Source organism: Vibrio inusitatus, from assembly GCA_024346935.1.
Lineage (GTDB): Bacteria > Pseudomonadota > Gammaproteobacteria > Enterobacterales > Vibrionaceae > Vibrio > Vibrio inusitatus.
Genome location: AP024878.1, coordinates 2,794,583 through 2,818,636, shown reverse-complemented (window position 1 = coordinate 2,818,636; position 24,054 = coordinate 2,794,583). Strand labels below are relative to the sequence as shown.

At 45.2% G+C, this 24,054-nt stretch carries 20 protein-coding genes, 4 tRNA genes and 3 rRNA genes; 18 read left to right on the top strand and 9 right to left on the bottom strand.

Translation table 11 applies throughout. The features are described from left to right. Positions 1-9: 9 nt before the first annotated feature. Positions 10-522 carry a peptide deformylase gene (def, locus tag OCU48_RS13035; RefSeq protein WP_141346976.1) on the bottom strand — a complete coding sequence of 171 codons (513 nt, stop codon included), beginning with the start codon at positions 520-522 and terminating at the stop codon, positions 10-12. A 109-nt stretch (positions 523-631) separates the two neighbouring features. On the opposite strand from def, the gene dprA reads away from it, so the two are divergent. The 3 genes from dprA to OCU48_RS13020 are packed head-to-tail and all read left to right on the top strand — an operon-like array spanning position 632 to position 2,800. Next, complete coding sequence (gene dprA, locus OCU48_RS13030) at positions 632-1,762, top strand: DNA-processing protein DprA (RefSeq protein ID WP_141346975.1); 1,131 nt, start codon at positions 632-634, stop codon at positions 1,760-1,762. Positions 1,763-1,764: 2 nt separating this feature from the next. Then, positions 1,765-2,238: a DUF494 family protein gene (locus OCU48_RS13025; protein ID WP_141346974.1), complete on the top strand. Its 474-nt coding sequence runs from the start codon at positions 1,765-1,767 to the stop codon at positions 2,236-2,238. A gap of 7 nt (positions 2,239-2,245) precedes the next feature. After that, positions 2,246-2,800 carry a DNA topoisomerase family protein gene (locus OCU48_RS13020; RefSeq protein WP_141346973.1) on the top strand — a complete coding sequence of 185 codons (555 nt, stop codon included), beginning with the start codon at positions 2,246-2,248 and terminating at the stop codon, positions 2,798-2,800. Positions 2,801-2,868: 68 nt separating this feature from the next. Here OCU48_RS13020 and OCU48_RS13015 read toward each other — a convergent pair whose 3' ends face one another. Both OCU48_RS13015 and purE read right to left on the bottom strand, forming a co-directional pair. Then, entirely contained in the window at positions 2,869-3,984 is a 1,116-nt protein-coding gene (locus tag OCU48_RS13015; RefSeq protein ID WP_141346972.1) for a 5-(carboxyamino)imidazole ribonucleotide synthase, read from the bottom strand. Between the two features lie 4 nt (positions 3,985-3,988). Continuing rightward, positions 3,989-4,474, bottom strand: coding sequence for a 5-(carboxyamino)imidazole ribonucleotide mutase (gene purE / locus OCU48_RS13010; RefSeq protein WP_021714834.1), 486 nt, complete (start codon positions 4,472-4,474; stop codon positions 3,989-3,991). 184 nt (positions 4,475-4,658) lie between these two features. On the opposite strand from purE, the gene tsaC reads away from it, so the two are divergent. The 4 genes from tsaC to OCU48_RS12990 all read left to right on the top strand — a co-directional run bounded on the left by tsaC (position 4,659) and on the right by OCU48_RS12990 (position 7,294). Next, complete coding sequence (gene tsaC, locus OCU48_RS13005; RefSeq protein WP_167496231.1) at positions 4,659-5,216, top strand: L-threonylcarbamoyladenylate synthase type 1 TsaC; 558 nt, start codon at positions 4,659-4,661, stop codon at positions 5,214-5,216. A 3-nt stretch (positions 5,217-5,219) separates the two neighbouring features. Beyond that, a complete protein-coding gene (gene hemF / locus OCU48_RS13000) occupies positions 5,220-6,125 on the top strand; it encodes an oxygen-dependent coproporphyrinogen oxidase (RefSeq protein WP_141346971.1) in 906 nt (301 codons plus the stop codon). A 71-nt stretch (positions 6,126-6,196) separates the two neighbouring features. After that, complete coding sequence (gene aroE, locus OCU48_RS12995; protein ID WP_141346970.1) at positions 6,197-7,030, top strand: shikimate dehydrogenase; 834 nt, start codon at positions 6,197-6,199, stop codon at positions 7,028-7,030. After that, positions 7,031-7,294: a DUF1488 family protein gene (locus OCU48_RS12990; RefSeq protein WP_167496230.1), complete on the top strand. Its 264-nt coding sequence runs from the start codon at positions 7,031-7,033 to the stop codon at positions 7,292-7,294. Here the strand turns inward: OCU48_RS12990 and OCU48_RS12985 are convergent. After that, positions 7,287-7,835 carry a gamma carbonic anhydrase family protein gene (locus OCU48_RS12985; protein WP_141346969.1) on the bottom strand — a complete coding sequence of 183 codons (549 nt, stop codon included), beginning with the start codon at positions 7,833-7,835 and terminating at the stop codon, positions 7,287-7,289. The two genes, OCU48_RS12990 and OCU48_RS12985, sit on opposite strands and share 8 nt — an antisense overlap. Positions 7,836-8,377: 542 nt before the next feature. On the opposite strand from OCU48_RS12985, the gene OCU48_RS12980 reads away from it, so the two are divergent. The 7 genes from OCU48_RS12980 to OCU48_RS12950 all read left to right on the top strand — a co-directional run bounded on the left by OCU48_RS12980 (position 8,378) and on the right by OCU48_RS12950 (position 13,999). Further along, positions 8,378-9,930, top strand: a 16S ribosomal RNA gene (locus tag OCU48_RS12980). A 101-nt stretch (positions 9,931-10,031) separates the two neighbouring features. Next, positions 10,032-10,108 (top strand) — tRNA-Ile (locus OCU48_RS12975). Between the two features lie 88 nt (positions 10,109-10,196). Continuing rightward, a tRNA-Ala gene (locus OCU48_RS12970) sits at positions 10,197-10,272 on the top strand. A gap of 338 nt (positions 10,273-10,610) precedes the next feature. After that, positions 10,611-13,500, top strand: a 23S ribosomal RNA gene (locus tag OCU48_RS12965). Between the two features lie 92 nt (positions 13,501-13,592). Then, a 5S ribosomal RNA gene (rrf, locus tag OCU48_RS12960) occupies positions 13,593-13,708 on the top strand. The 16S, 23S and 5S rRNA genes sit together here with 4 tRNA genes alongside, the layout of an rRNA operon. A 60-nt stretch (positions 13,709-13,768) precedes the next feature. Next, positions 13,769-13,845: transfer RNA gene (locus OCU48_RS12955), tRNA-Asp, on the top strand. Positions 13,846-13,922: 77 nt separating this feature from the next. Beyond that, positions 13,923-13,999 (top strand) — tRNA-Trp (locus tag OCU48_RS12950). Between the two features lie 516 nt (positions 14,000-14,515). Here OCU48_RS12950 and OCU48_RS12945 read toward each other — a convergent pair. Genes OCU48_RS12945 through hemC form a run of 4 tightly spaced genes read right to left on the bottom strand, consistent with a single transcriptional unit; the run spans position 14,516 to position 18,546 of the window. Further along, the gene (locus OCU48_RS12945) at positions 14,516-15,694 is read right to left on the bottom strand and encodes a heme biosynthesis HemY N-terminal domain-containing protein (RefSeq protein ID WP_141345529.1); all 1,179 of its coding nucleotides are present in this window, start codon (positions 15,692-15,694) and stop codon (positions 14,516-14,518) included. Next, positions 15,691-16,860, bottom strand: coding sequence for a uroporphyrinogen-III C-methyltransferase (locus tag OCU48_RS12940; RefSeq protein WP_141345530.1), 1,170 nt, complete (start codon positions 16,858-16,860; stop codon positions 15,691-15,693). The genes OCU48_RS12945 and OCU48_RS12940 overlap by 4 nt, the downstream gene beginning before the upstream one ends. 1 nt (position 16,861) lies before the next feature. Next, positions 16,862-17,605, bottom strand: coding sequence for a uroporphyrinogen-III synthase (locus tag OCU48_RS12935; protein WP_141345531.1), 744 nt, complete (start codon positions 17,603-17,605; stop codon positions 16,862-16,864). Positions 17,606-17,610: 5 nt separating this feature from the next. Beyond that, complete coding sequence (gene hemC, locus OCU48_RS12930) at positions 17,611-18,546, bottom strand: hydroxymethylbilane synthase (RefSeq protein WP_141345532.1); 936 nt, start codon at positions 18,544-18,546, stop codon at positions 17,611-17,613. A 332-nt stretch (positions 18,547-18,878) separates the two neighbouring features. Here hemC and OCU48_RS12925 point away from each other — a divergent pair, with 332 nt between their 5' ends. Then, positions 18,879-21,401 (top strand): class I adenylate cyclase, encoded by a 2,523-nt coding sequence (locus OCU48_RS12925; RefSeq protein ID WP_141345533.1) that lies wholly within the window; start codon positions 18,879-18,881, stop codon positions 21,399-21,401. Between the two features lie 17 nt (positions 21,402-21,418). Here OCU48_RS12925 and cyaY read toward each other — a convergent pair whose 3' ends face one another. Next, the gene (gene cyaY / locus OCU48_RS12920; protein ID WP_141345534.1) at positions 21,419-21,733 is read right to left on the bottom strand and encodes an iron donor protein CyaY; all 315 of its coding nucleotides are present in this window, start codon (positions 21,731-21,733) and stop codon (positions 21,419-21,421) included. Positions 21,734-21,806: 73 nt separating this feature from the next. On the opposite strand from cyaY, the gene lptM reads away from it, so the two are divergent. From lptM to dapF, 3 genes are read left to right on the top strand one after another with little or no spacing between them, the layout of a single operon-like run. Continuing rightward, positions 21,807-21,932 carry an LPS translocon maturation chaperone LptM gene (lptM, locus tag OCU48_RS12915; RefSeq protein ID WP_141345535.1) on the top strand — a complete coding sequence of 42 codons (126 nt, stop codon included), beginning with the start codon at positions 21,807-21,809 and terminating at the stop codon, positions 21,930-21,932. Positions 21,933-21,954: 22 nt separating this feature from the next. Beyond that, positions 21,955-23,208 carry a diaminopimelate decarboxylase gene (gene lysA, locus OCU48_RS12910; protein WP_141345536.1) on the top strand — a complete coding sequence of 418 codons (1,254 nt, stop codon included), beginning with the start codon at positions 21,955-21,957 and terminating at the stop codon, positions 23,206-23,208. A gap of 9 nt (positions 23,209-23,217) precedes the next feature. Beyond that, positions 23,218-24,048 carry a diaminopimelate epimerase gene (dapF, locus tag OCU48_RS12905; protein WP_141345537.1) on the top strand — a complete coding sequence of 277 codons (831 nt, stop codon included), beginning with the start codon at positions 23,218-23,220 and terminating at the stop codon, positions 24,046-24,048. Positions 24,049-24,054 lie beyond the last annotated feature (6 nt).

Sequence of the window (24,054 nt, the reverse complement as noted above, 5' to 3'; positions counted from 1 at the left end):
AACTCCTAGTTACTGATTTTTCTCGTTATAGCGTTTAATTTTTTCTAGCTTATCTTTGATGCGCTTGCGTTTTAGCGGAGAGAGATAGTCAACAAAAAGTTTACCCGCTAAGTGGTCAAGCTCATGCTGCACACAGATAGCAAGCAGGTCATCAGCTTCGAAGGTGAATTCTTCACCCTCTCGGTTTAAAGCCTTGACCGAGATTTCTGCTGCACGAGAAACAAGCGCGCGCGCACCAGGAACAGATAAGCAACCCTCTTCGATTCCATCTTCACCACGTTTCTCGGTGATCTCTGGGTTAATAAGAATCAAAGGCTCTTCGCGTGTCTCAGAAAGATCAATAACTACGATTTGTTTATGTACGTCTACTTGTGTAGAAGCTAGGCCAATGCCTTCTTCTGCGTACATAGTCTCAATCATGTCATCGATGTGAGTTTGTAATTCTGGCGTAAAGTCCACAACCGGTTTAGCAACGGTGCGTAGACGATCATCTGGGAAGGTTAGTACATGTAATAAAGACATAATCACTCAAAAAAGTTGAACTGCGCCGAAAGAATCTCAGCCATATGTGACAATTTTAGTCATTTTGGTCTTCAAATAACAGCACCAATCCACTTCGATGAGATTCTCTATGACAGAACAACAGATTACAGCATGGCTTACCCTTAGTATGACGCCTCGTTTAAGTGGAGTTAGGCTGCAGAAAATTCTTGAGTATCTTTCCCCACAAGAGCTGTTATCTCTTTCAAAAAAGGAGCTGTACTCTCTCAAGTTTACCGAATCTCAGGTGCGATTTTTAACGGCCAAGTCGAATCAAAATGTTGATAAATGCTTAGAATGGGCAACTAAAGATGGTAATCATTTACTCACTGCTGAAGACAAAGACCATTATCCGCCTTTGTTGAAGGAAATTCCTAGCTTTCCTCCGACGCTGTTTGTGCAAGGAGAGGTGGAAATATTGTGTTCGACCCAAGTGGGTATCGTCGGTAGTCGAAATAGCTCTCAAGATGGCTTGTATATTACTCGCCAGTTTTCATCAGAGTTGACTAATGTAGGGGTAACAATCACAAGCGGTCTTGCTTTGGGGGTGGATGGTCATGCGCATCAAGCTTGTTTAGAGCAGAACGGCAGAACTATTGCAGTATTAGGGAGCGGCTTTGATTTCTTGTACCCAAAGCAACACAAGTCGTTAGCAATGCGAATTAGAGAAAATGGCGCTCTTGTTTCAGAGTTCCCTCCTTTTTATCCACCTAGATCGTATAACTTTCCAAGACGTAATAGAATAATTAGTGGCTTGTCCGTTGGCGTGCTGGTGGTTGAGGCTGCGAAAAAAAGTGGATCTTTGATAACGGCCCGTTTTGCCTTAGAACAAGGACGCGATGTGTACGCTGTTCCGGGGTCGATACTCAACCCCAATGCGGCCGGGTGTAATCAATTACTTCGTGATGGAGCAATATTAGTGAGAGATGTTCACGATATTGTTCATGAAATTAATGGCTTAGTTAACTGGTCTTCTACAATACAACAAAAGGCAGTTTTATCTTTGCCGTTGCCAGTTAAGAAGGAAGAAGAAAGGGGACAAATTGAGGCAGGAAATCAGCCAATACTGGATCTGCTAGGAGAGAGACCAGTGGCCGTTGATTTTTTAGCAGAAAGGACCCATTTACCCGTAAATCAGGTTATGATGCAGTTATTAGAGCTGGAGCTACAGGGTATAGTGGCTTCAGTCGTCGGTGGTTACATTAGATTAAGGGGGAGCTGACTATGATGGATATTCTTATGTATCTGTTTGAGACGTACATTCATAGCGAGAATGAATTGAACGTCAATCAAGATGAGCTTGAGCAAGAGCTCCTTCGTGCTGGCTTTCGCCAAGATGAAGTGTACAAAGCGCTAAATTGGCTGGAAGACTTAGCTGCCTTGCAAAGTGAAGATGCAAGCCAAAATATTGCGACCAGTTCAGCAACATCAATTCGTATCTATTCAGATCAAGAACAGCAGAGAATTGATACTCGTTGCCGAGGCTTTATCTTGTTTTTAGAGCAAATAGGCGTGTTGAGTGCAGAATTGCGTGAGATGGTGATCGACCGAGTTATGGGATTAGAAACCGCCGATTTGCAATTGGATGACCTGAAATGGATCATCTTGATGGTACTGTTTAACGTACCTGGCAATGAAAATGCCTACACCACCATGGAAGAATTGCTTTACTCGACAGATCACGGCATTTTGCATTAATCCATATATGAATAAGATTAACAACCAGCTTTTCTCTTCTGAAGGGAATGCCCTAGAGCAACACTGCCCAAACTGCGCTAGTCCTTTGCAGATGCGCCATGGAAAGCATGGTGCATTTCTCGGTTGCACTCAATATCCCGCTTGTGACTATATCAAGCCCTTGCATCAGGCGTCAGGGCAGATACTTAAACCCTTAGGTGTGCCTTGTCCAGATTGTGGTGATGAACTTGTGTTAAGGCAAGGTCGCTACGGTATGTTTATTGGCTGCTCCAGTTATCCTGAGTGTCACTATGTAGGCAGTATGGATGAACCTGAAGATCACAGTGTTGAGTCTTTTTCTTGTCCGGAGTGCAAAAAAGGGCATTTGATTGAGAGGAAGTCGCGATTTGGCAAGGCGTTTTATGCGTGTGACCAATACCCTAAGTGCCAATTCTCGATTAATAATGAACCGAAACAAGGGACATGCCAAGAGTGCGGCTTTACGTTGCTGGTGGTTAAGACAAGCGGTGAGAAAAGTAGCTTGTTGTGTGCAAGCCGTAAGTGTCAGGCCAAGCAACAATAAAGTAAGCATTAATAAATCAGTAGCAATAAAAAAGGAGGCGTTAGCCTCCTTTTTGCATTTTTTCCAGACTACTTCTGGTGTAGTGCTGGGAACGCATCGGCGTTAAGCCACTGAGCAATAGATTGTAGTTGTTGCTCTAGGTTTGCTTGATCATTGCCACACACATTGATGTGCCCCATTTTACGACCTGGGCGTTTCTCTTTACCATACCAATGAATGTGAGCTTGGCTCATACTTAGCAGTTCTTCAGCAAGAGTATCTTCGCCAAGAATGTTTATCATTGCTGTAGGACGAAGTGCTTTAGTGCTTCCTAAAGGAAGGCCGCACACAGCGCGCATATGGTTTTCAAACTGGCAGGTTTCAGCGCCTTGTTGTGTCCAATGACCAGAGTTGTGAACGCGTGGTGCGATCTCATTGACCATCAATTTGCCTTGAACGTCAAAAAACTCTAAGGCCAATACGCCAACATAATCTAAGCATTCAGCCACTGCAGTAAACATTTGTTTTGCTTGGGTTTGAAGCTCAGGCTCGTCGATCGCAGTAGAAAGACTTAATACACCATCGGTGTGCACATTTTCAGCTAGCGGGTATACCGCAATCTCACCATGCTTGTTTCTAGCACCAATCAGAGACACTTCGCGATCAAATCCTACGAACTCTTCTGCAATAATCGCCTGCGCTTCAGAAGAAGCTATGCACTCTTCCATTTCAGCCCATACTGCTTCTACTGCTGTTTGGTCTTTTAAACGCCACTGGCCTTTTCCATCGTATCCACCCAGTGTGCTTTTAAGCACCATAGGGCAACCCACGTAGTTGATAGCGTTTTCAAAGTCTTGGCGCGTGCGAATAAGAGAGTACTTAGCATTGGCAACGCCTGCCTTATCAAGCAGTGTTTTCTCGATACGGCGGTCGCCACCCGTTTTTATTGCTTCTGCACTTGGTAGCAACTTACCACTGGCCTGGCAAGCATCAAGTACTGGGTGTGGAACATGCTCAAACTCCGCTGTGATGACATCAGCTTGCTCTATAGCGGCTTGTAACCCGCTACCTAACTTAGTTTGAGTGATAGGCTCAACAATAGATTCGCTATTTACATCAAAAGCGATGGTTTTTATGTTCAGTGGGGCGGCAGCCAACGCCATCATGCGAGCTAACTGTCCGGCACCTAAAACTAAAACTTGCACGGTATTAATCCTCCGCTGGGTTCGGATTAGCAAGTACAGTATCGGTTTGTTCTTTACGGAAAGCTTCTACTTTTTCCATAACTTCAGGAACGTGCGTACCGATGATCTGTGCGGCAAGAATACCCGAGTTTGCTGCACCTGCTTCACCGATAGCAAGCGTACCTACCGCAATGCCTTTTGGCATTTGCACGATAGATAGTAAAGAATCCATACCTTTTAGAGCGCGAGATTGAACAGGAACACCTAGAACAGGGAGGCTAGTAAATGCTGCACACATACCTGGAAGGTGAGCTGCACCCCCTGCGCCTGCAATAATTACCTTAATGCCGCGATCTTTGGCGCTATTTGCATAGTCTGCTAGTAGTTGTGGAGTACGGTGCGCTGAAACAACTTTAGTTTCGTAACTAACACCGAATTGGTCGAGCATCTCAGCGGCTAACTTCATCGTTGGCCAATCTGACTTAGAACCCATGATAATACCGACTTGCATGTAACGACTCCTAATTTAACTAGTTGAGCTTTGAATACCAATTTTGCGCGCATTATACGGTTATTTTTTGAATAGGAAAACGTTTGCGTCGGTTTGTTTTGCCGATTTACAGGAAATGCTTACCAGCTAGGAATAGAATTTGTAAACTAAGTAGAAAGATAGTGTAGAAAAGGACACTCAAGGAATGATGGTAATTGATCAAGCAGTTGATGCCCTAAGGCAAGGGAAGGTAATTGCATATCCAACTGAGGCTGTGTTTGGGGTCGGGTGCGATCCTGATGATGAGAAAGCGCTAAATGCACTTATCGAACTGAAACAAAGAGACCCAAGTAAGGGCCTAATCCTTATTGCTGCGAGTTTTGATCAGCTGTTGCCTTATGTTGATGTAAGTGAATTATCGACAGAGCAATTAGATACGGTATTTAAAAGTTGGCCGGGACCGGTGACTTGGGTGATGCCTATCAGCAAAAAAGTCCATGAGTTAGTTCATGGTCAGTTTGATAGTGTTGCAGTGCGAGTAACGGACCATGAAATGGTGCAGCAGCTTTGCTTAGAGTTTGGCAAGCCGATTACCTCCACAAGTGCTAACCTATCCGGTTTGCCTCCTTGTCTAACCGCCGATGAGGTTGAAAGCCAACTAGGTTCAGCGGATGTATTCATCTTGCAAGGCGCTGTGGGCAATAGAAATAACCCTTCAGAAATAAAAGATGCACGATCTCTTCAAGTATTAAGACAAGGATAAATGATGGCACAAGTCGACAAGGAAGCGGTAAAGCGCTTTTTACTACAGCTACAAGACAATATTTGTGCTGAATTGGAAGTGGCAGATGGAGAGGCCTCTTTTATAGAGGATGCATGGAGTCGAGAACTAGGTGGCGGCGGTCGTACGCGTGTTCTAAAAGGTGGAGCGATTATTGAACAAGGCGGAGTGAACTTCTCTCATGTCTTTGGTGATAAAATGCCAGGCTCAGCTACTGCACATCGACCAGAACTTGCTGGACGCAAGTTCGAAGCTATGGGTGTTTCACTTGTTATTCATCCCAATAACCCATTTATTCCTACTTCCCATGCCAATGTACGCTTTTTTATTGCAGAGAAAGAAGGAAGCGAACCTATTTGGTGGTTTGGTGGCGGGTTTGATTTAACACCTTTCTATCCTTTTCACGATGATTGTCAGCACTGGCACGATACTGCGAAGCAGCTATGTGCACCATTTGGTGCTGATGTTTATGCTGAGCATAAAAAATGGTGTGATGACTACTTCTTTTTGCCTCATCGCAATGAAACACGAGGTGTAGGTGGATTGTTCTTTGATGACCTTAACCAGTGGGGTTTTGAAAAGAGCTTTGCTTACATGCGTGCGGTCGGAGAGGGCTTTACTAAAGGTTACTTGCCTATTTTAGAGAAGCGAAAAGATACGCTATATACAGAGCAGCATCGCCAATTCCAACTATATCGACGCGGTCGCTATGTAGAGTTCAACCTCGTCTATGACAGAGGCACCCTGTTCGGTTTACAAAGTAAGGGAAGAACGGAATCTATTTTGATGTCTATGCCACCGTTAGCACGATGGGAATATAACTATCAGGTAGAAGAGGGTTCGCATGAAGCTCTACTTTATAAAGAGTACTTATCGCCAAGAGAGTGGTAGCTCTTTTTCTTCACCGTTATCAGTGATAGGTTCATAGGTAGACGTTTTAATCATTAGCATCAGGTAGGAAGATGAATCAGTCAATTGATCAGTATGTTGTTTTTGGGAATCCAATAAAGCAGAGTAAATCTCCCTTTATTCATACATTGTTCGCGAGGCAGACTAACCAAAGCATCCACTATGCAACTCAATATGCCGAAATTGGAGAGTTTACTCAGGCTGCTAAGGCTTTTTTTACAGAAGGCGGTAAAGGGTGCAATGTGACGGCTCCTTTTAAGCATGATGCTTACGAACTGGCGGACCGATTAACTGAACGAGCTAAACTAGCTGGTGCGGTGAATACACTGAAGAAGCTAGATGATGGCGAAATTATTGGTGACAACACGGATGGTGAAGGTCTTGTGCAAGACCTACTTCAATATCAAGTGATATTAAAGGACGCTCGTATTCTGATTATTGGTGCAGGGGGCGCAGTAAGAGGTGTGCTTAAGCAACTCCTTGATCAAAAGCCTGCGCAACTCGTCATAGCAAATAGAACCTATAGCAGAGCAGAGTCTCTGGTGGAGCAATTTAAAGAATACGGCCCTATTGAAGCATTGCCGATTGAAGAGGTAGGACAAAGTTTTGATGTGGTTATCAACTCAACATCTGCTGGGTTAACTAAAGAGTTGCCTAAGATTTCCGCGGCGATATTCTCACCTCAAACAGTGAGCTATGACATGGTTTATGGCTCGGGGACTACGGTATTCAATCAGTGGGCGAAAGAGAATGGCGCAGTGAAGGTTTATGACGGATTGGGAATGCTCGTTGGACAAGCGGCTGAGAGCTTTGTGTTGTGGAGGGGTATTCGCCCTGGTGCGAAACAAGTGCTTCGTGAGCTTCGTAAAAACCTAGAGGGCTCGTAATTGAATCAATCAATAATCTTTACTGATCAGCAAAATTGGGATGAGAATAGAAAAGTAGTGGTATTTGTAGGCCAGCAATCGGGAAACCTGATTGAGTGCATCGTCTCTGCCCGGTACTTGGAGAATCTATCTCAACTGCAAATTGATGATGAAGTAATGGCATTAAAGGTGTTCTCTGAATATCGTTTTGATCTGGAAGACCTAGCGGAAGAGCTGATTGAAGCGGAAGAGTTCAACCAGCTCGGACAAATAGAAATCAATTAATGTTGTGTACTTCGTTCAGGTAATCATTTTTGTTCTGTACGTAGTTATCGGCAGACTTAGAAAGAAAGGCTGCTTCTTGTTCTGTTAAGGGTCTCACTTGTTTTACTGGTCGCCCTACATAAAGGTAGCCACTTTCTAATTTTTTATTTGGTGGCACTAAACTACCTGCCCCTATAAATACATCGCTCTCTACTATTACACCATCGAGAATGGTCGTGCTCATACCGACCAAGACTCTATCTTTGATAGTGCACCCGTGTAGCATTACCAAATGCCCTATAGTCACTTCATCACCAATGATGAGTGGGTATCCCTCTGGGTTACTCGCGTTTTTGTGAGTAACATGCAGCACAGAACCATCCTGAATGTTGGTGCGCTGGCCAATATGTATATGGTTGACATCGCCTCTAGCGGCAACTTGTGGCCAAATACTAGAATCCGTACCAATCTTAACGTCACCAACAACTACTGCAGAGTCATCGATATAGACGCCAGAGTCTATAGAAGGCTTAATTCCCTTGTAGCTACGTAAAGAACTCATAGTTAAATCCCACTAAAAGTGTATGAATATTGTTATCAAACTATCAAAAAAAGGCGGTTCTGGCCAATAGGTGAGCATACGATACAAAAAGCTGAAATTCTTTAGAAAAAACGCTTGCCAATATGAGGCGCATCTCTATAATGCGCCTCACTGACACGGCAATGGCGGCAACGCTTCGCAGTGTTTCAGTAGGCTAACTAGCCGAACAATTTGAGTTTAACTTCTCTTCGAAAATAAATTCAAAAAAGTGTTTGACACTTTGGTTCAAAACGCTAGAATGGCCGTCCACTTGAGAGGCAAGTCTCGAAAGTACGCTCTTTAACAATTTAAACCTATCAATCTGTGTGGGCACTCGTTGATGATAATCGAAAAGATTTATCAATGAACTGAGTGACCAATACAATGATTTTTAATCATTGGCACAGTCAATTCATTATCGTTCTGTTGGAACGATAATAGCTTTAAAATTACTTCTTACTTTCGAGTAAGGAACAGTTTTGAAGTCAGTATTCATTGAGCCGGTCGAAAGACCAAAAAAACTTTAATTGAAGAGTTTGATCATGGCTCAGATTGAACGCTGGCGGCAGGCCTAACACATGCAAGTCGAGCGGAAACGACAACATTGACCCTTCGGGTGATTTGTTGGGCGTCGAGCGGCGGACGGGTGAGTAATGCCTGGGAAATTGCCCTGATGTGGGGGATAACTATTGGAAACGATAGCTAATACCGCATAACGTCTACGGACCAAAGAGGGGGACCTTCGGGCCTCTCGCTTCAGGATATGCCCAGGTGGGATTAGCTAGTTGGTGAGGTAATGGCTCACCAAGGCGACGATCCCTAGCTGGTCTGAGAGGATGATCAGCCACACTGGAACTGAGACACGGTCCAGACTCCTACGGGAGGCAGCAGTGGGGAATATTGCACAATGGGCGAAAGCCTGATGCAGCCATGCCGCGTGTATGAAGAAGGCCTTCGGGTTGTAAAGTACTTTCAGTCGTGAGGAAGATATATAAGTTAATAGCTTATGTGTTTGACGTTAGCGACAGAAGAAGCACCGGCTAACTCCGTGCCAGCAGCCGCGGTAATACGGAGGGTGCGAGCGTTAATCGGAATTACTGGGCGTAAAGCGCATGCAGGTGGTTTGTTAAGTCAGATGTGAAAGCCCGGGGCTCAACCTCGGAACCGCATTTGAAACTGGCAGGCTAGAGTACTGTAGAGGGGGGTAGAATTTCAGGTGTAGCGGTGAAATGCGTAGAGATCTGAAGGAATACCAGTGGCGAAGGCGGCCCCCTGGACAGATACTGACACTCAGATGCGAAAGCGTGGGGAGCAAACAGGATTAGATACCCTGGTAGTCCACGCCGTAAACGATGTCTACTTGGAGGTTGTGGCCTTGAGCCGTGGCTTTCGGAGCTAACGCGTTAAGTAGACCGCCTGGGGAGTACGGTCGCAAGATTAAAACTCAAATGAATTGACGGGGGCCCGCACAAGCGGTGGAGCATGTGGTTTAATTCGATGCAACGCGAAGAACCTTACCTACTCTTGACATCCAGAGAACTTTCCAGAGATGGATTGGTGCCTTCGGGAACTCTGAGACAGGTGCTGCATGGCTGTCGTCAGCTCGTGTTGTGAAATGTTGGGTTAAGTCCCGCAACGAGCGCAACCCTTATCCTTGTTTGCCAGCACGTAATGGTGGGAACTCCAGGGAGACTGCCGGTGATAAACCGGAGGAAGGTGGGGACGACGTCAAGTCATCATGGCCCTTACGAGTAGGGCTACACACGTGCTACAATGGCGCATACAGAGGGCGGCCAACCAGCGATGGTGAGCGAATCCCAAAAAGTGCGTCGTAGTCCGGATTGGAGTCTGCAACTCGACTCCATGAAGTCGGAATCGCTAGTAATCGTGAATCAGAATGTCACGGTGAATACGTTCCCGGGCCTTGTACACACCGCCCGTCACACCATGGGAGTGGGCTGCAAAAGAAGTGGGTAGTTTAACCTTCGGGAGGACGCTCACCACTTTGTGGTTCATGACTGGGGTGAAGTCGTAACAAGGTAGCCCTAGGGGAACCTGGGGCTGGATCACCTCCTTATACGATGATTACTCACGATGAGTGTCCACACAGATTGATACGGTTTAGAAAGTAAAGAGAGTATTTTGCGAAATGGTACTTGTACTGTTTTGTGAAAAATTGGGTCTGTAGCTCAGCTGGTTAGAGCGCTCGCCTGATAAGCGGGAGGTCGGTGGTTCAAGTCCACTCAGACCCACCAATTTTTCCTTATACTGCGTTAGATTCTTCGTTGTGTACTGATGTACACGGCCTCACAATCTGCCTTGTTTAAGAAAAAATACCAAGATGGGGCTATAGCTCAGCTGGGAGAGCGCCTGCCTTGCACGCAGGAGGTCTGCGGTTCGATCCCGCATAGCTCCACCATCTTTAAGCGTATTTGCTTAAGTACTCTTAAAAATGGTTTCGTAAGCTATTTATTAGCAAAGAATCATGCTCTTTAACAATTTGGAAAGCTGACGAACAACAATGTGATTTCATTGTTGTTCAAATTTAAAAGTTCTCAAATCCTATGTCTTTATGATGTAGGTACCAACACACATTCAAGTGTTCTTGGGAATGTACTCTTGCCAGAGTGCATTCAAATTTGAGTCCGGCAAAATCGAATGTTATCTCGCTCATAATAAAGAGATAACGCACCTTGGAAACGTCATACTACGCTGTAGCAAGCGTATTGCGTTAAGCAAGACCCTTTGGGGTTGTATGGTTAAGTGACTAAGCGTACACGGTGGATGCCTTGGCAGTCAGAGGCGATGAAAGACGTAATAACTTGCGATAAGCCCAGATTAGGTAGTAATAACCATTTGAGTCTGGGATTTCTGAATGGGGAAACCCACGTGCATAAGCACGTATCGTTATGTGAATACATAGCATAACGAGGCAAACCCGGGGAACTGAAACATCTAAGTACCCGGAGGAAGAGAAATCAACCGAGATTCCGAAAGTAGCGGCGAGCGAAATTGGATTAGCCCTTAAGCTTTTAATGCGTCAGGTGAAGAGTCTGGAAAGTCTCGCAGTATAGGGTGATAGCCCCGTAACCGACAACGCATTTTAAGTGAAAACGAGTAAGGCGGGACACGTGATATCCTGTTTGAACATGGGGGGACCATCCTCCAAGGCTAAATACTACTGACTGACCGATAGTGAACCAGTACCGTGAGGGAAAGGCGAAAAGAACCCCTGTGAGGGGAGTGAAATAGAACCTGAAACCGTGTACGTACAAGCAGTAGGAGCGCCTCGAAGCGTGACTGCGTACCTTTTGTATAATGGGTCAGCGACTTAATTTTAGTAGCAAGGTTAACCGTATAGGGGAGCCGTAGGGAAACCGAGTCTTAACTGGGCGTCGAGTTGCTAGAATTAGACCCGAAACCAGGTGATCTAGCCATGGGCAGGTTGAAGGTTGAGTAACATCAACTGGAGGACCGAACCGACTAATGTTGAAAAATTAGCGGATGACTTGTGGCTAGGGGTGAAAGGCCAATCAAACCTGGAGATAGCTGGTTCTCCCCGAAAGCTATTTAGGTAGCGCCTCGGACGAATACCAATGGGGGTAGAGCACTGTTAAGGCTAGGGGGTCATCCCGACTTACCAACCCTTTGCAAACTCCGAATACCATTGAGTACTATCCGGGAGACACACGGCGGGTGCTAACGTCCGTCGTGGAGAGGGAAACAACCCAGACCGCCAGCTAAGGTCCCAAAGTATAGCTAAGTGGGAAACGATGTGGGAAGGCTCAGACAGCCAGGATGTTGGCTTAGAAGCAGCCATCATTTAAAGAAAGCGTAATAGCTCACTGGTCGAGTCGGCCTGCGCGGAAGATGTAACGGGGCTAAGCTATACACCGAAGCTGCGGCTGCATACTTTTGTATGCGGGGTAGGGGAGCGTTCTGTAAGCGGTTGAAGGTGGTCTGTAAGGGCTGCTGGACGTATCAGAAGTGCGAATGCTGACATGAGTAACGATAAAGGGAGTGAAAAACTCCCTCGCCGGAAGACCAAGGGTTCCTGTCCAACGTTAATCGGGGCAGGGTAAGTCGACCCCTAAGGCGAGGCCGAAAGGCGTAGTCGATGGGAAACGGGTTAATATTCCCGTACTTCTTATAATTGCGATGGGGGGACGGAGAAGGCTAGGTGGGCCTGGCGATGGTTGTCCAGGTTCAAGTATGTAGGCGGAAAGTTTAGGTAAATCCGGACTTTCTTAACGCTGAGATACGATGTCGAGCTGCTACGTGCAGTGAAGTCATTGATGCCATGCTTCCAGGAAAAGCCTCTAAGCTTCAGATTATAAGAAATCGTACCCCAAACCGACACAGGTGGTCGGGTAGAGAATACCAAGGCGCTTGAGAGAACTCGGGTGAAGGAACTAGGCAAAATGGTACCGTAACTTCGGGAGAAGGTACGCTCTTGGCGGTGAAGTCCCTTGCGGATGGAGCTACTAGGAGTCGCAGATACCAGGTGGCTGCAACTGTTTATTAAAAACACAGCACTGTGCAAAATCGTAAGATGACGTATACGGTGTGACGCCTGCCCGGTGCCGGAAGGTTAATTGATGGGGTTAGACTTCGGTCGAAGCTCTTGATCGAAGCCCCGGTAAACGGCGGCCGTAACTATAACGGTCCTAAGGTAGCGAAATTCCTTGTCGGGTAAGTTCCGACCTGCACGAATGGCGTAATGATGGCCACGCTGTCTCCACCCGAGACTCAGTGAAATTGAAATCGCTGTGAAGATGCAGTGTACCCGCGGCTAGACGGAAAGACCCCGTGAACCTTTACTACAGCTTGGCACTGAACATTGACCCTACATGTGTAGGATAGGTGGGAGGCTTTGAAGACGGTACGCTAGTATCGTTGGAGCCGTCCTTGAAATACCACCCTTGTATGCTTGATGTTCTAACGTTGGTCCCTTATCGGGATTGCGGACAGTGCCTGGTGGGTAGTTTGACTGGGGCGGTCTCCTCCCAAAGAGTAACGGAGGAGCACGAAGGTGGGCTAAACACGGTTGGACATCGTGTGGTTAGTGCAATGGCATAAGCCCGCTTGACTGCGAGAATGACAATTCGAGCAGGTGCGAAAGCAGGTCATAGTGATCCGGTGGTTCTGAATGGAAGGGCCATCGCTCAACGGATAAAAGGTACTCCGGGGATAACAGGCTGATACCGCCCAAGAGTTCATATCGACGGCGGTGTTTGGCACCTCGATGTCGGCTCATCACATCCTGGGGCTGAAGTCGGTCCCAAGGGTATGGCTGTTCGCCATTTAAAGTGGTACGCGAGCTGGGTTTAGAACGTCGTGAGACAGTTCGGTCCCTATCTGCCGTGGGCGTTGGAAGATTGAAGGGGGCTGCTCCTAGTACGAGAGGACCGGAGTGGACGAACCTCTGGTGTTCGGGTTGTCATGCCAATGGCATTGCCCGGTAGCTAAGTTCGGAATCGATAACCGCTGAAAGCATCTAAGCGGGAAGCGAGCCCTGAGATGAGTCTTCCCTGGCACTTTAAGTGTCCTAAAGGGTTGTTCGAGACTAGAACGTTGATAGGCAGGGTGTGTAAGTGCTGCGAGGCATTGAGCTAACCTGTACTAATTGCCCGTGAGGCTTAACCATACAACACCCAAGGGGTTTTGTGGACTCGAAGTAAGAACTTTGAATGTGTATTAAGAACTTTTAGATATTAGCTTTCCGAATTTTAAAATTTGCTTGGCGACCATAGCATTGTGGACCCACCTGATTCCATGCCGAACTCAGAAGTGAAACATAATAGCGCCGATGGTAGTGTGGGGTTTCCCCATGTGAGAGTAGGACATCGCCAGGCTTTAAATTAGATTGTATTGAAGCATTTACGTAAGACTTCAAGACAATAAAAATTAGGTGCGGAGTGGTAGTTCAGTTGGTTAGAATACCGGCCTGTCACGCCGGGGGTCGCGGGTTCGAGTCCCGTCCACTCCGCCACTTATTTTAGAGAACCTCGCTTTGCGAGGTTTTTCTGAATCTGAAGCTTGAAAAAAATCAGACTTAGATCACAGTTTAGGGGTGTAGCTCCAATTGGCAGAGCAGCGGATTCCAAATCCGCGTGTTGGGAGTTCGAATCTCTCCACCCCTGCCATATTAAAGGCCTTAGTCGAAAGACTCGGGCCTTTTTTGCATCTATAGCTTTTATGGAGCTGAGTTGAGTGCTTGATCTAAACCCCATCGAACCTCCGGAATATTGGCCTACTTCTACACCTGTCGAAGCGCTTAAAGTAAGTCTTATACCAATCGTAGTAAATAACTGTTCACCATAGCTTGTTAAAACACCCGATAACGGCGTTTATCCTGCGCTATTTATGATCACTTACTTACTGTGATTAGTATTACAAAGACCAGTTAACCCTGACAAAGTACTTGGGGGGCCTTTGCTAAATGAGCTTTTGTTTGTATATGACGCTAACATCGACCTTGATTGTGAACATGGTTGTTGCTTTCTGCTGAGCTAAGTCCTTTCATCATCGTAGCTGATAGCTGATAGCTGATAGCTGATAGCTGATAGCTGATAGCTGATAGCTGATAGCTGATAGCTGATGATCCAAAAAAAGCCGCTGATATACAGCGGCTTCTAATCAACTTAATGAGCTAACTAAACTTACTTACTCAATAATAGCAGTGCTTTTTGTGAGACTTCATTAGCGGCATTGGTGTAGTTCTGTTTGTGGAGTGCATTGGCAAGTTGACCATAATCAATGGCGTTAGGTCGGATTTTTAAGGCCGACTCAAAGTAAGCTTGGGCATCACTCCAGTTACCTTCATGCATCAATATCTGGCCGATAACACTTTGTAGGTCGCCATAGTCCTTAAACTTCTTCTCTAGAGCTTTAAGGTGGCTCAAAACAGGATACCAATCAGTGATATGTAGGGTTGGGAATACATTCAGTAGTTCGGCTTTTGGTGACTTCTGGGTTGCTTCTTTAAGCACAGTAATCGCCGTTGAGTCGGCTCCGCGATTGATTAACTCACTGGCAAACGTCACGATGACCTTACTTTCAGACTTCATACTCTTCGGTAAGTGATCCCAGTAGCGAACGATACCATCAACACCCTGTTGATTAGATAACTCAGAGATGCGCCCCGCATGTGCTCGTACTGAAAGTTTGTGATATTCGTCTTTATCTACTCCCTTGGTTTTCTTCAATATTGGAAGTAAATCCAATAAAGGCTGCCAGCAATCGAGTTGGATATAACAGGTTTTTAGTAGGTTTAGCAGACGAGGATTATCTGGGTAATCATGCTTAAGGCTTGATAGCACATCAAAAGCATTGGCAAAGTCACCTTCAGCCATCGCTTGCTTGGCCTTTGTTAGGCCAATGGCAAGATCGGCACCTTGTTGTTTTGAGGCCAGTTCAAAATACTTATCGCGCTTGTCATCTTTACCTAGCTCGTGAGCAGCTTCAGCAGCGACGAGATAACACAGTAATGGCATATCATGCGAGTTAGACCAGCGAATTACCTTTTTTTCTGCACTTTGCCAGTCACCTTCAATCAACTTAATGATGCCCTCATTGGTTAGCCTACGAGCTTTCTTTAGCTTACGATTACTAAACCAGTTCCAAGTAGCGCTAGAAGCTCTTAATGAACGCTTGACTAAGAATTCAGTAAAGAACAGAGCGATCAGAGCACCAATGACGAAGATGACTAATGTAGTCACACTCATCTCAATGGTGTATTCAGCTAAAGAGATCAATACATAGCCTTGTTGGCCAGAAAATTGGGTTCCAATAAAAAGACCAATTCCCAACGCGATGAAAACAAACAGTATACGGATCATTTGCTTTCCTCCGTGACAATAGTAGTAACTTCTCTACGTAAGCGTTCACGGATAATATCTGCGATGAGCTGATTAGTTTCTAGCTTAGCTGGATACTCTAGGTCCACTTTAACCTTTGATAACTTATCCAATGTACTCTCAAACTCATTAACGGATTGTGCATCTTGATCTAAGTAAGTTTGGCTCCACTCAAGTGCTACAAGTAGGCTTTTACGGTAGATCTCTTCTTGTTCCGAGTAAGTTGCTTTGATTGCAGTTTCCAGCTTAGCTTTGATGTTTTCTCTCAAATAGAAGTGCTGTTGAGGAGACAGAAGCGGTACAGCACTACCATCGCGAACTCTAAAGGTAATGAAGTGTTCAGCAAAGTTCTCTAGAGAGGTTGATAGATTGGTTTTCCAATCCTGTATATCGCTAGATACATGCTTCTTCGCTTCTTCTGTCGCTTCCGGCAATATTGCATTGGCTAGCGGCAACTTGTCGACTTGTTCTTGTAGCGCAATTAGCTGTAACGCGACACCATCTTTGTCCAATAGCGGTAAACTGCGTAACTCAGTAATATCATTGGCCATAGCTTGGCGCAGTGGCACCAAGCTAGGGTCATTGAGTGTCGCTATGCGTTGATCGGCAGCTTCCATTAGCTTGGTTGCAGTAACCAGATCGTGCTCTAGGAACAGCTTTCTTCCTGCAAGTTTAACTAAATAGTCTGCTTCAGCGAGCAGCCAGTCATTTGGACGACGCCCTTTTACATCGGATATAGCAAGTTGCAGGCTTTCTATGCTTTTTTGTTGCTGCCCAATCAATACTTCAGTTCTGTTCACCGCTTCGTTGGCAGTTTGAGCCGCTGTTTGCTGTGTATCTTGAAGTTGTGTATTGATCGTCTGCTGGGCAGTTTTTAGTCGCCCTGAGACAGCAGAGAGCTGCTGTTGAAGGATTTGGTTTTGTTGATTGAAGTAATAAAAACCAGTACCAGCTGTGAGTAGAGAGATAATAACCGCAGCGATAGCGAGTCGTTTCGCAGGTTTGTTCGGCTCATTATCGTCATTTTTCTTTGGAGTATTTGGTTTCTTAGAACTTGGTGTTGGCGCTTTCTTTGGGGTAGGCGAAGCTGGAACGGATTCACTCTTGTTAACTTTTTTGTCGTCATCGAGTTTTTTATCGTCAGTCATTTTATTTTCCTATGTAATTCGCCTGAATGCTGTCAATGATGGCTTTATTGGATGCACCCTTGATATTGTGAATTTGAGTAAAGCCTAAATGTGAGGCTAGTTTAGCGACTCTTTCACTGGGAACCATCAACTGTAAAGAGTGTAACCAATTTTTAGATTGGGTAGGTATTTGTTGTGCAAAGAATTTTAATTGTTCGAAGCTGGTAACAATCAGAGTGTCTACCTCGTCCTGTTGCCACTGTATAACCTTACACTCACCATCAAAGCTTAGCCATTGGCGCTGATAACTTTCAACATAGACCACATCCGCCCCAGTTTGTTGCAAGCTTTCGTAAAGCATTTCCCGTCCACTTTCACCTCTAAGTATGCTTACCTTCCTACCCTTTAGATCATGGGAACCCAAAAGCTCCAACAATCCTTCGGTATCTTCTGATTTAGGCGAACTGACGGTGAGATGAGCAGTTGAATGTAAATAAGTCGCTGTTTTACTGCCAACGGCAAAATATTGAGCTGATGTTGGCCAGTTCTGGCTTTGCTTAGTTAGAATTTTGTTGGTGTAGTGAACAGAGGGTTGGCTGACGGCTATAACCACCTCTGAGTGAGCTAGATGATTTAAGGCGTTGATAGGAGGGAAGGACTGTTGAAATGAAATAACGGGGCAGTAGTTTGCTACCACCCCTATATTACATAAGGCATCATATAGTTCTTTGGCGGAGGGTTGAGGTCGAACTATAAGTACCTTCATTGAAACTATGCCTGATTGTATACTTCGCTAAGAATCTCTTTCGCTCCTGAAGCGAGTAGTTCCTGTGCTAGCTCTTCGCCTATAGCGATTGCTTGTGAGCGTTCACCTCGAATCTCAGCTCGGATAATCTCAGTACCGTCTGGCTTACCCACTAAGCCTCTGAGGTAAAGTTGATCGTCTGGAGTAATTACGCAGTAACTACCGATAGGCACCTGACATCCACCTTCGAGAGCTAGGTTCATAGCACGCTCTGCTGAAACACGATCAGAAGTATCGGTATGATTTAAAGGTTTAATGAGTTCAAGAACGCGCTCGTCATCAAGGCGACACTCTATGCCAACAGCACCTTGCCCCACAGCAGGAAGGGAAGACTCTGGTTCAATATAACTCTGAATACGCTCTTCCATCTCTAAACGTTTCAATCCTGCAGCGGCTAAGATAATGGCATCATATTGCCCATCATCCAATTTACCTAAACGAGTGCCTACGTTGCCTCTTAATTCTTTGATGACAAGATCTGGTCTCGCCGCGCTAATTTGACATTGACGACGAAGACTACAAGTACCGACGATAGCACCTTGAGGTAACTCATCAACGGATTGATAGGTATTGGAAACGAAAGCGTCTCTAGGATCTTCTCGCTCACAGATAACGGCTAAGCCTAGCCCCTTAGGGAAATCTACAGGTACGTCTTTCATCGAATGAACGGCTATATCGGCACGCTTCTCTAGCATAGCTACTTCAAGCTCTTTAACAAACAAGCCTTTCCCGCCTACTTTAGCTAGCGGTGTATCTAGGATGATGTCGCCTTTGGTTACCATAGTGATCAGCTCAACATCCAGATCAGGGTGAATCTCTTCTAAGCGAGATTTAACGTAGTGAGCTTGCCATAATGCAAGTGGGCTTTTGCGAGTAGCAATTCGAAGAGTTTGTTTTGACATAATAAAGGCAACAAAATGAGAGATAACGTGATTCTATCACTGCTAGATATAATTTTTCAGCGGGTAGAGATCGGCTTAACGGTACTAACTCACATAATGTTAAGTTTTGTATGCATATGTGATGCTAATCACGCTGTTTAGGTCACAGTGTTCTCATTTGCGTGACCTTTAGAATCTTTGAGTTATTCTGCCAACTTAGCTGTCGTTGAGAGGTGAGAATAGGTGATTTTCTTTACCTGATAACTAAAAAGTGTTAGATTGGTCACGTTTTGTGAGGTTTTAGTTTAAAATTAAAGCATCCACATTTTTGTTTCTTTGTTTGGGAAGTTGACTTGCAAGCATATACTCGCACATTAATCGCTAGGCTCGATTCGCTGAATGAACAGCGTAAGCATCGTGCACTAGACATGATGGATGCTCAAGGCAAGCAAGTATTTTCACTCATCCCACTTTTACTCCATTACAACCATCCTTCTTTACCTGGATATATCTCTAGCGATGTTCCACAAGGTATTTTCGAATTTTCTGCTGATCTTGAACAACGCCAATTTCTCGACAGTTGCGCACGTTCAACAGGGGAAGAGATCCCTGCGCCTACCCATATTGATATTTTAGCTCTATACACCATGGGAAGTACTTCTTCTATTGGTCAGAGTTTAACCAGTGACCTCGATATTTGGGTGTGTATCTCTCCTGAAATGCCGTCACAGAAGCGAAGTGAACTGGCGAACAAGTGCTTGAAAATTACTGAATGGGCACAACAACAGGGTATTGAAGCTAACTTTTTCTTGATGGACGACCAGCGATTCAAGCAGTCCAACAAGAGTGAAGCGATGACAGGGGATAATTGTGGCTCTTCTCAGCACATGCTGCTTTTGGATGAATTTTATCGTTCAGCTATGCGTATGGCAGGTCAACGCCTGTTGTGGAGCATCGTTCCTCCTGAAATGGAAGAGTGTTATGAGCAGTACGTATTAGAGCTATGCAACAGTGGAGAGATCGACTGTAATGAATGGCTCGATTTTGGACAGCTTAACAAGATTCCAGCAGAAGAATATTTCGGATCTAGCCTTTGGCAGTTGTTCAAAAGTATAGATTCACCTTACAAGTCAGTGCTGAAGGCGATTTTGCTTGAAGCATATTCATGGGAATACCCGCAGACCCAATTATTAAGTATTGATACTAAACGCAGATTCTTTGCTCACGAGCCCGACCTTTACGGTATGGATGCTTATTATGTGATGCTAGAAAAAGTAACTCGATACTTGCAAAGGATTGGTGATCAAACTCGTCTTGATCTTGTACGTCGATGTTTTTATCTGAAAACGCACGAGAAATTATCTCAGGAGCCAAAATTAGGCTCGGTCTCTTGGCGTCGCAAGGCGATGCAGCAGATGACCTTGAGCTGGGGCTGGGACGAGCACGATATTTTTGAACTTGATACGCGTCGCGACTGGAAGGTCGAGCGTGTTAAGGGTGTGCATCACAACTTGCTTGATGCCCTAATGGAAAGCTACCGTAACTTGATTCAGTTTGCGCGTCGCAACGATATCACTTCGGTAATTAGTCCGCAGGATATTTCTATCCTTGCGCGCAAGCTTTACGCTGCTTTTGAAGTGTTGCCAGGTAAGGTTACTTTGCTCAACCAGCAAATATCCCCGGACTTACATGAGCCAGATTTAAGCTTTATTCAGGTAGAGAAAGGGCGCAGTAATCCTGAAGGTTGGTATTTATACAAACAGCCTTTAACGCCAGAGCGTATTATTGGTCAGTCTCCAATTGAGCACCACACATCACTAAGCAAGCTTGTAGCATGGTCATTCTTTAATGGTCTAGTTACAGAGTCTACACGTTTGCATTCTGTAGTTCGTAGCGCTGATATCGACATTGATAAGCTTTATCAGATGGTAAGTGACCTAAGAAATACATTCTCTCTACGTAAACGTCGACCGACCATGGAGGCGCTTGCGAGCCCTTGTGAGATAAGTCAGTTGGCAATGTTCATCAATCTAGAGAATGATCCAACTGAAAAGTTAAGTCCGCGCCAAGCGAAGAAGGATTGCCGCAATGTGAACCTGTTTTCTTGTGGTACCGATGCGACGAGCATGATTGGCAGTGTTGATTTAGTGTATAGAAATTCATGGCATGAAGTACGTACCCTGCACTTTCGTGGCGAAACTAGCATTCTTGATGCTCTTAAAACAATTTTAGGCAAAATGCACCAAGATGCTTTGCATCCAGAATCTGTGGATGTATTTAGTTACAGCAAAAACTTCCGTGGTTTGATGCGTAATACCGTTTACCAACTTCTTGCTGAGTGTATTGAGCTAAGGCTCAAACCTGTAGAGCAAGAGAAGCGCCGTCGTTTTAAGGCTATTGGTGTTGGTAGTAAGATGTATGGTTTGTTCTTTGAACGTCGTGGTGTATCTGTGCAGACGTTAGAAAACTCTGTAGAGTTTTATCAAAGCATCTCAACCAACAAACTTACTGGCTCTCCATTGGATAAATTGGACAAAGAGAGAGACTTCTCGCTGCCTGATATTATTGATGGTTTTGCTAGTGAGGGACTGATTCAGTTCTTTTTCGAAGATACGGAAGACGGCTTTAATATCTATGTGTTGGATGAAAACAATGCCGCAGAGGCTTATCACAGATACAGCCATGATAAGAATGAAGTAGTGAGCGAAGTGAATAACTTCTACACCAATGGCTTAAATCGCGTTGGTGCGAAGGCAAACTTTAATCTGCCTCAGTATTACCAAATTATTCATCAGCACGATCAAGATAGCTTCATCGTGCCATATCGCAGTGATAGCGAACTCCACTCCACCCCATCCGCAGTGGTGGGTATCTAGTGGCTGACAGGCTGGGTTTATACCCAGTCTATCTCTTCACCTGCTTGCTTTTCACATTCAGCTTTAACCAACGCCATTAGTTCCAAGCCAGTCTTAGAGCACATCCAAGCCCCTTCTTGCATAGAAAAATGATATCCACCCGATTTAGAGGCTAACCAGATTTCACGCATTGGTTCTTGCTTATTGATGATGATTTGAGTGCGGTCTTCAAATTCTAATGTCATCACATTGCCTGATGTTTCAAAATCGATATCCGCTCCAGAATCTTCTATAGCTTGCTCAATATTTGTTAGCTGTTCATCAGCCAATTGGTGAAACTCACTGTCCTTCATGCATAGTTCCTATTGCTTTTCTTAATGGTGGTGCGATTATAGAGGCAAGGTCAAATATATCACCAACATCATCATGAAAAAAATTATCTCGCTATTGTGTTTGGGTTCGACACTACTTTTGACCGGTTGCGGTCAAACAGGCCCTTTGTATATGCCGAACGATGCAGGTCAAGAAGCACCTGAGCAGCCCGCGCAGTAGTTATTGAAGAAAGGAAAAAATCTTGGATTATTTTAATTATCAGGAAGATGGTCAGCTTTGGGCTGAAGGGGTTCCCCTAACCCAGGTTGCACAACAATTTGGTACTCCAACTTACGTATATTCTCGCGCTACCTTAGAGCGCCACTGGAATGCCTTCGATCAATCCGTTGGTGATTTTCCCCACTTGGTTTGCTATGCAGTTAAAGCAAACTCTAATCTCGGCGTATTGAATGCGTTGGCAAGATTGGGTTCAGGCTTTGATATTGTCTCACTAGGTGAGCTTGAGCGTGTAGTTGCCGCCGGCGGTGATCCGTCGAAAGTGGTGTTCTCGGGCGTAGGTAAAACGGCGGAAGAGATCAAACGAGCACTTGAGCTTAATATCAAATGCTTCAACGTAGAGTCTGAGCCTGAACTGGAGCGAATTAATCAAGTTGCAGGAGAGTGTGGAAAAAAAGCCTCCGTATCTCTGCGTATTAACCCTGATGTTGATGCTAAGACTCACCCGTACATCTCAACAGGTTTACGTGACAATAAATTTGGTATCGCATTTGATCAAGCACCCCGTGTGTATCAAATAGCTCAGGAGATGCCAAATCTGAATGTTGTCGGTATTGATTGCCACATAGGCTCTCAGTTGACCGATCTTGACCCTTTCATCGATGCAGTCGATCGCCTTCTTGGCTTGATTGATAACCTAAAAGCAAAGGGTATTAATATTAAGCACCTTGATGTCGGCGGTGGCTTGGGTGTGGTTTATCGTGATGAAATGCCTCCTCAACCTTCAGATTATGCGAAAGCGCTTCTGGCTCGTTTACATAACCACCCTAATATTGAACTGATTTTTGAACCGGGTCGAGCGATCGCTGCAAACGCGGGTGTACTGCTGACCAAGGTTGAATTCCTCAAGCATACTGAACATAAGAACTTCGCTATCATTGATGCAGCAATGAATGATCTTATGCGCCCTGCTTTATATCAGGCGTGGCAAGATATTGTGCCTTTGCAACCAAGAGAAGGTGAGCCAACGACTTATGATCTAGTTGGCCCTGTATGTGAAACAGGAGACTTCTTGGGTAAAGATCGCAATCTTGTATTAGAGCAAGGCGATTTATTAGCGGTACGCTCTGCTGGGGCTTATGGCTTTACTATGTCCTCAAATTATAACTCTCGCCCTCGTGTTGCTGAGGTTATGGTAGATGGTGACAAGCTACACCTTATTCGTCAGCGTGAGAGCGTTGAAAGCTTATGGCAACTAGAAAGCACATTACCGGAGTAATAGAACAAAATGCATTTCCATTTCTCTAAAATGCACGGACTAGGCAATGACTTTATGGTCGTTGACTGCATTACTCAAAATATATTCTTCTCCCCAGAGTTGATACGACGTCTTGCTGATCGTCACACAGGTGTAGGCTTCGACCAATTGTTGGTGGTTGAAGCGCCTTATGATCCAGAAACGGACTTCCACTACCGCATTTTTAATTCCGATGGTTCAGAGGTAGAACAGTGCGGCAATGGCGCACGTTGCTTTGCGCGCTTTGTGGCGATGAAAGGCTTAACGAATAAATACAGCATTCGTGTCAGTACTAAAAAAGGGAAAATGGTACTTAAGCTCACAGAAGGTGATTTAGTCAGAGTCAACATGGGTATTCCTGAGCTTGAGCCAAGCAAAATCCCATTCAAAGCCAAGCAAAAAGAGAAAACTTACATCTTGAGAGTCGGTCAACACACACTTTTTTGTGGATCTGTCAGTATGGGTAACCCCCATGTGGTTACGGTTGTCGATGATGTAGCAACAGCGAAGGTTGAAGAATTAGGACCCTTGCTTGAGTCTCATGAACGTTTCCCTGAGCGAGTTAACGCCGGATTTATGCAAATTGTAGATAGAAACAATATCGCTCTTAGAGTCTATGAGCGCGGTGCTGGTGAAACTCAAGCTTGCGGAAGCGGCGCTTGTGCTGCCGTTGCCGTAGGTATATTGCAAGGCTCATTGGATGAGTCTGTGGAGGTTCAATTGACGGGTGGCAAGCTAGCAGTCGAATGGGCAGGTCCTGGCGAACCGTTATACATGACTGGCAGTGCGACGCATGTATTTGATGGTCAGATTAGCTGTTAATTATTT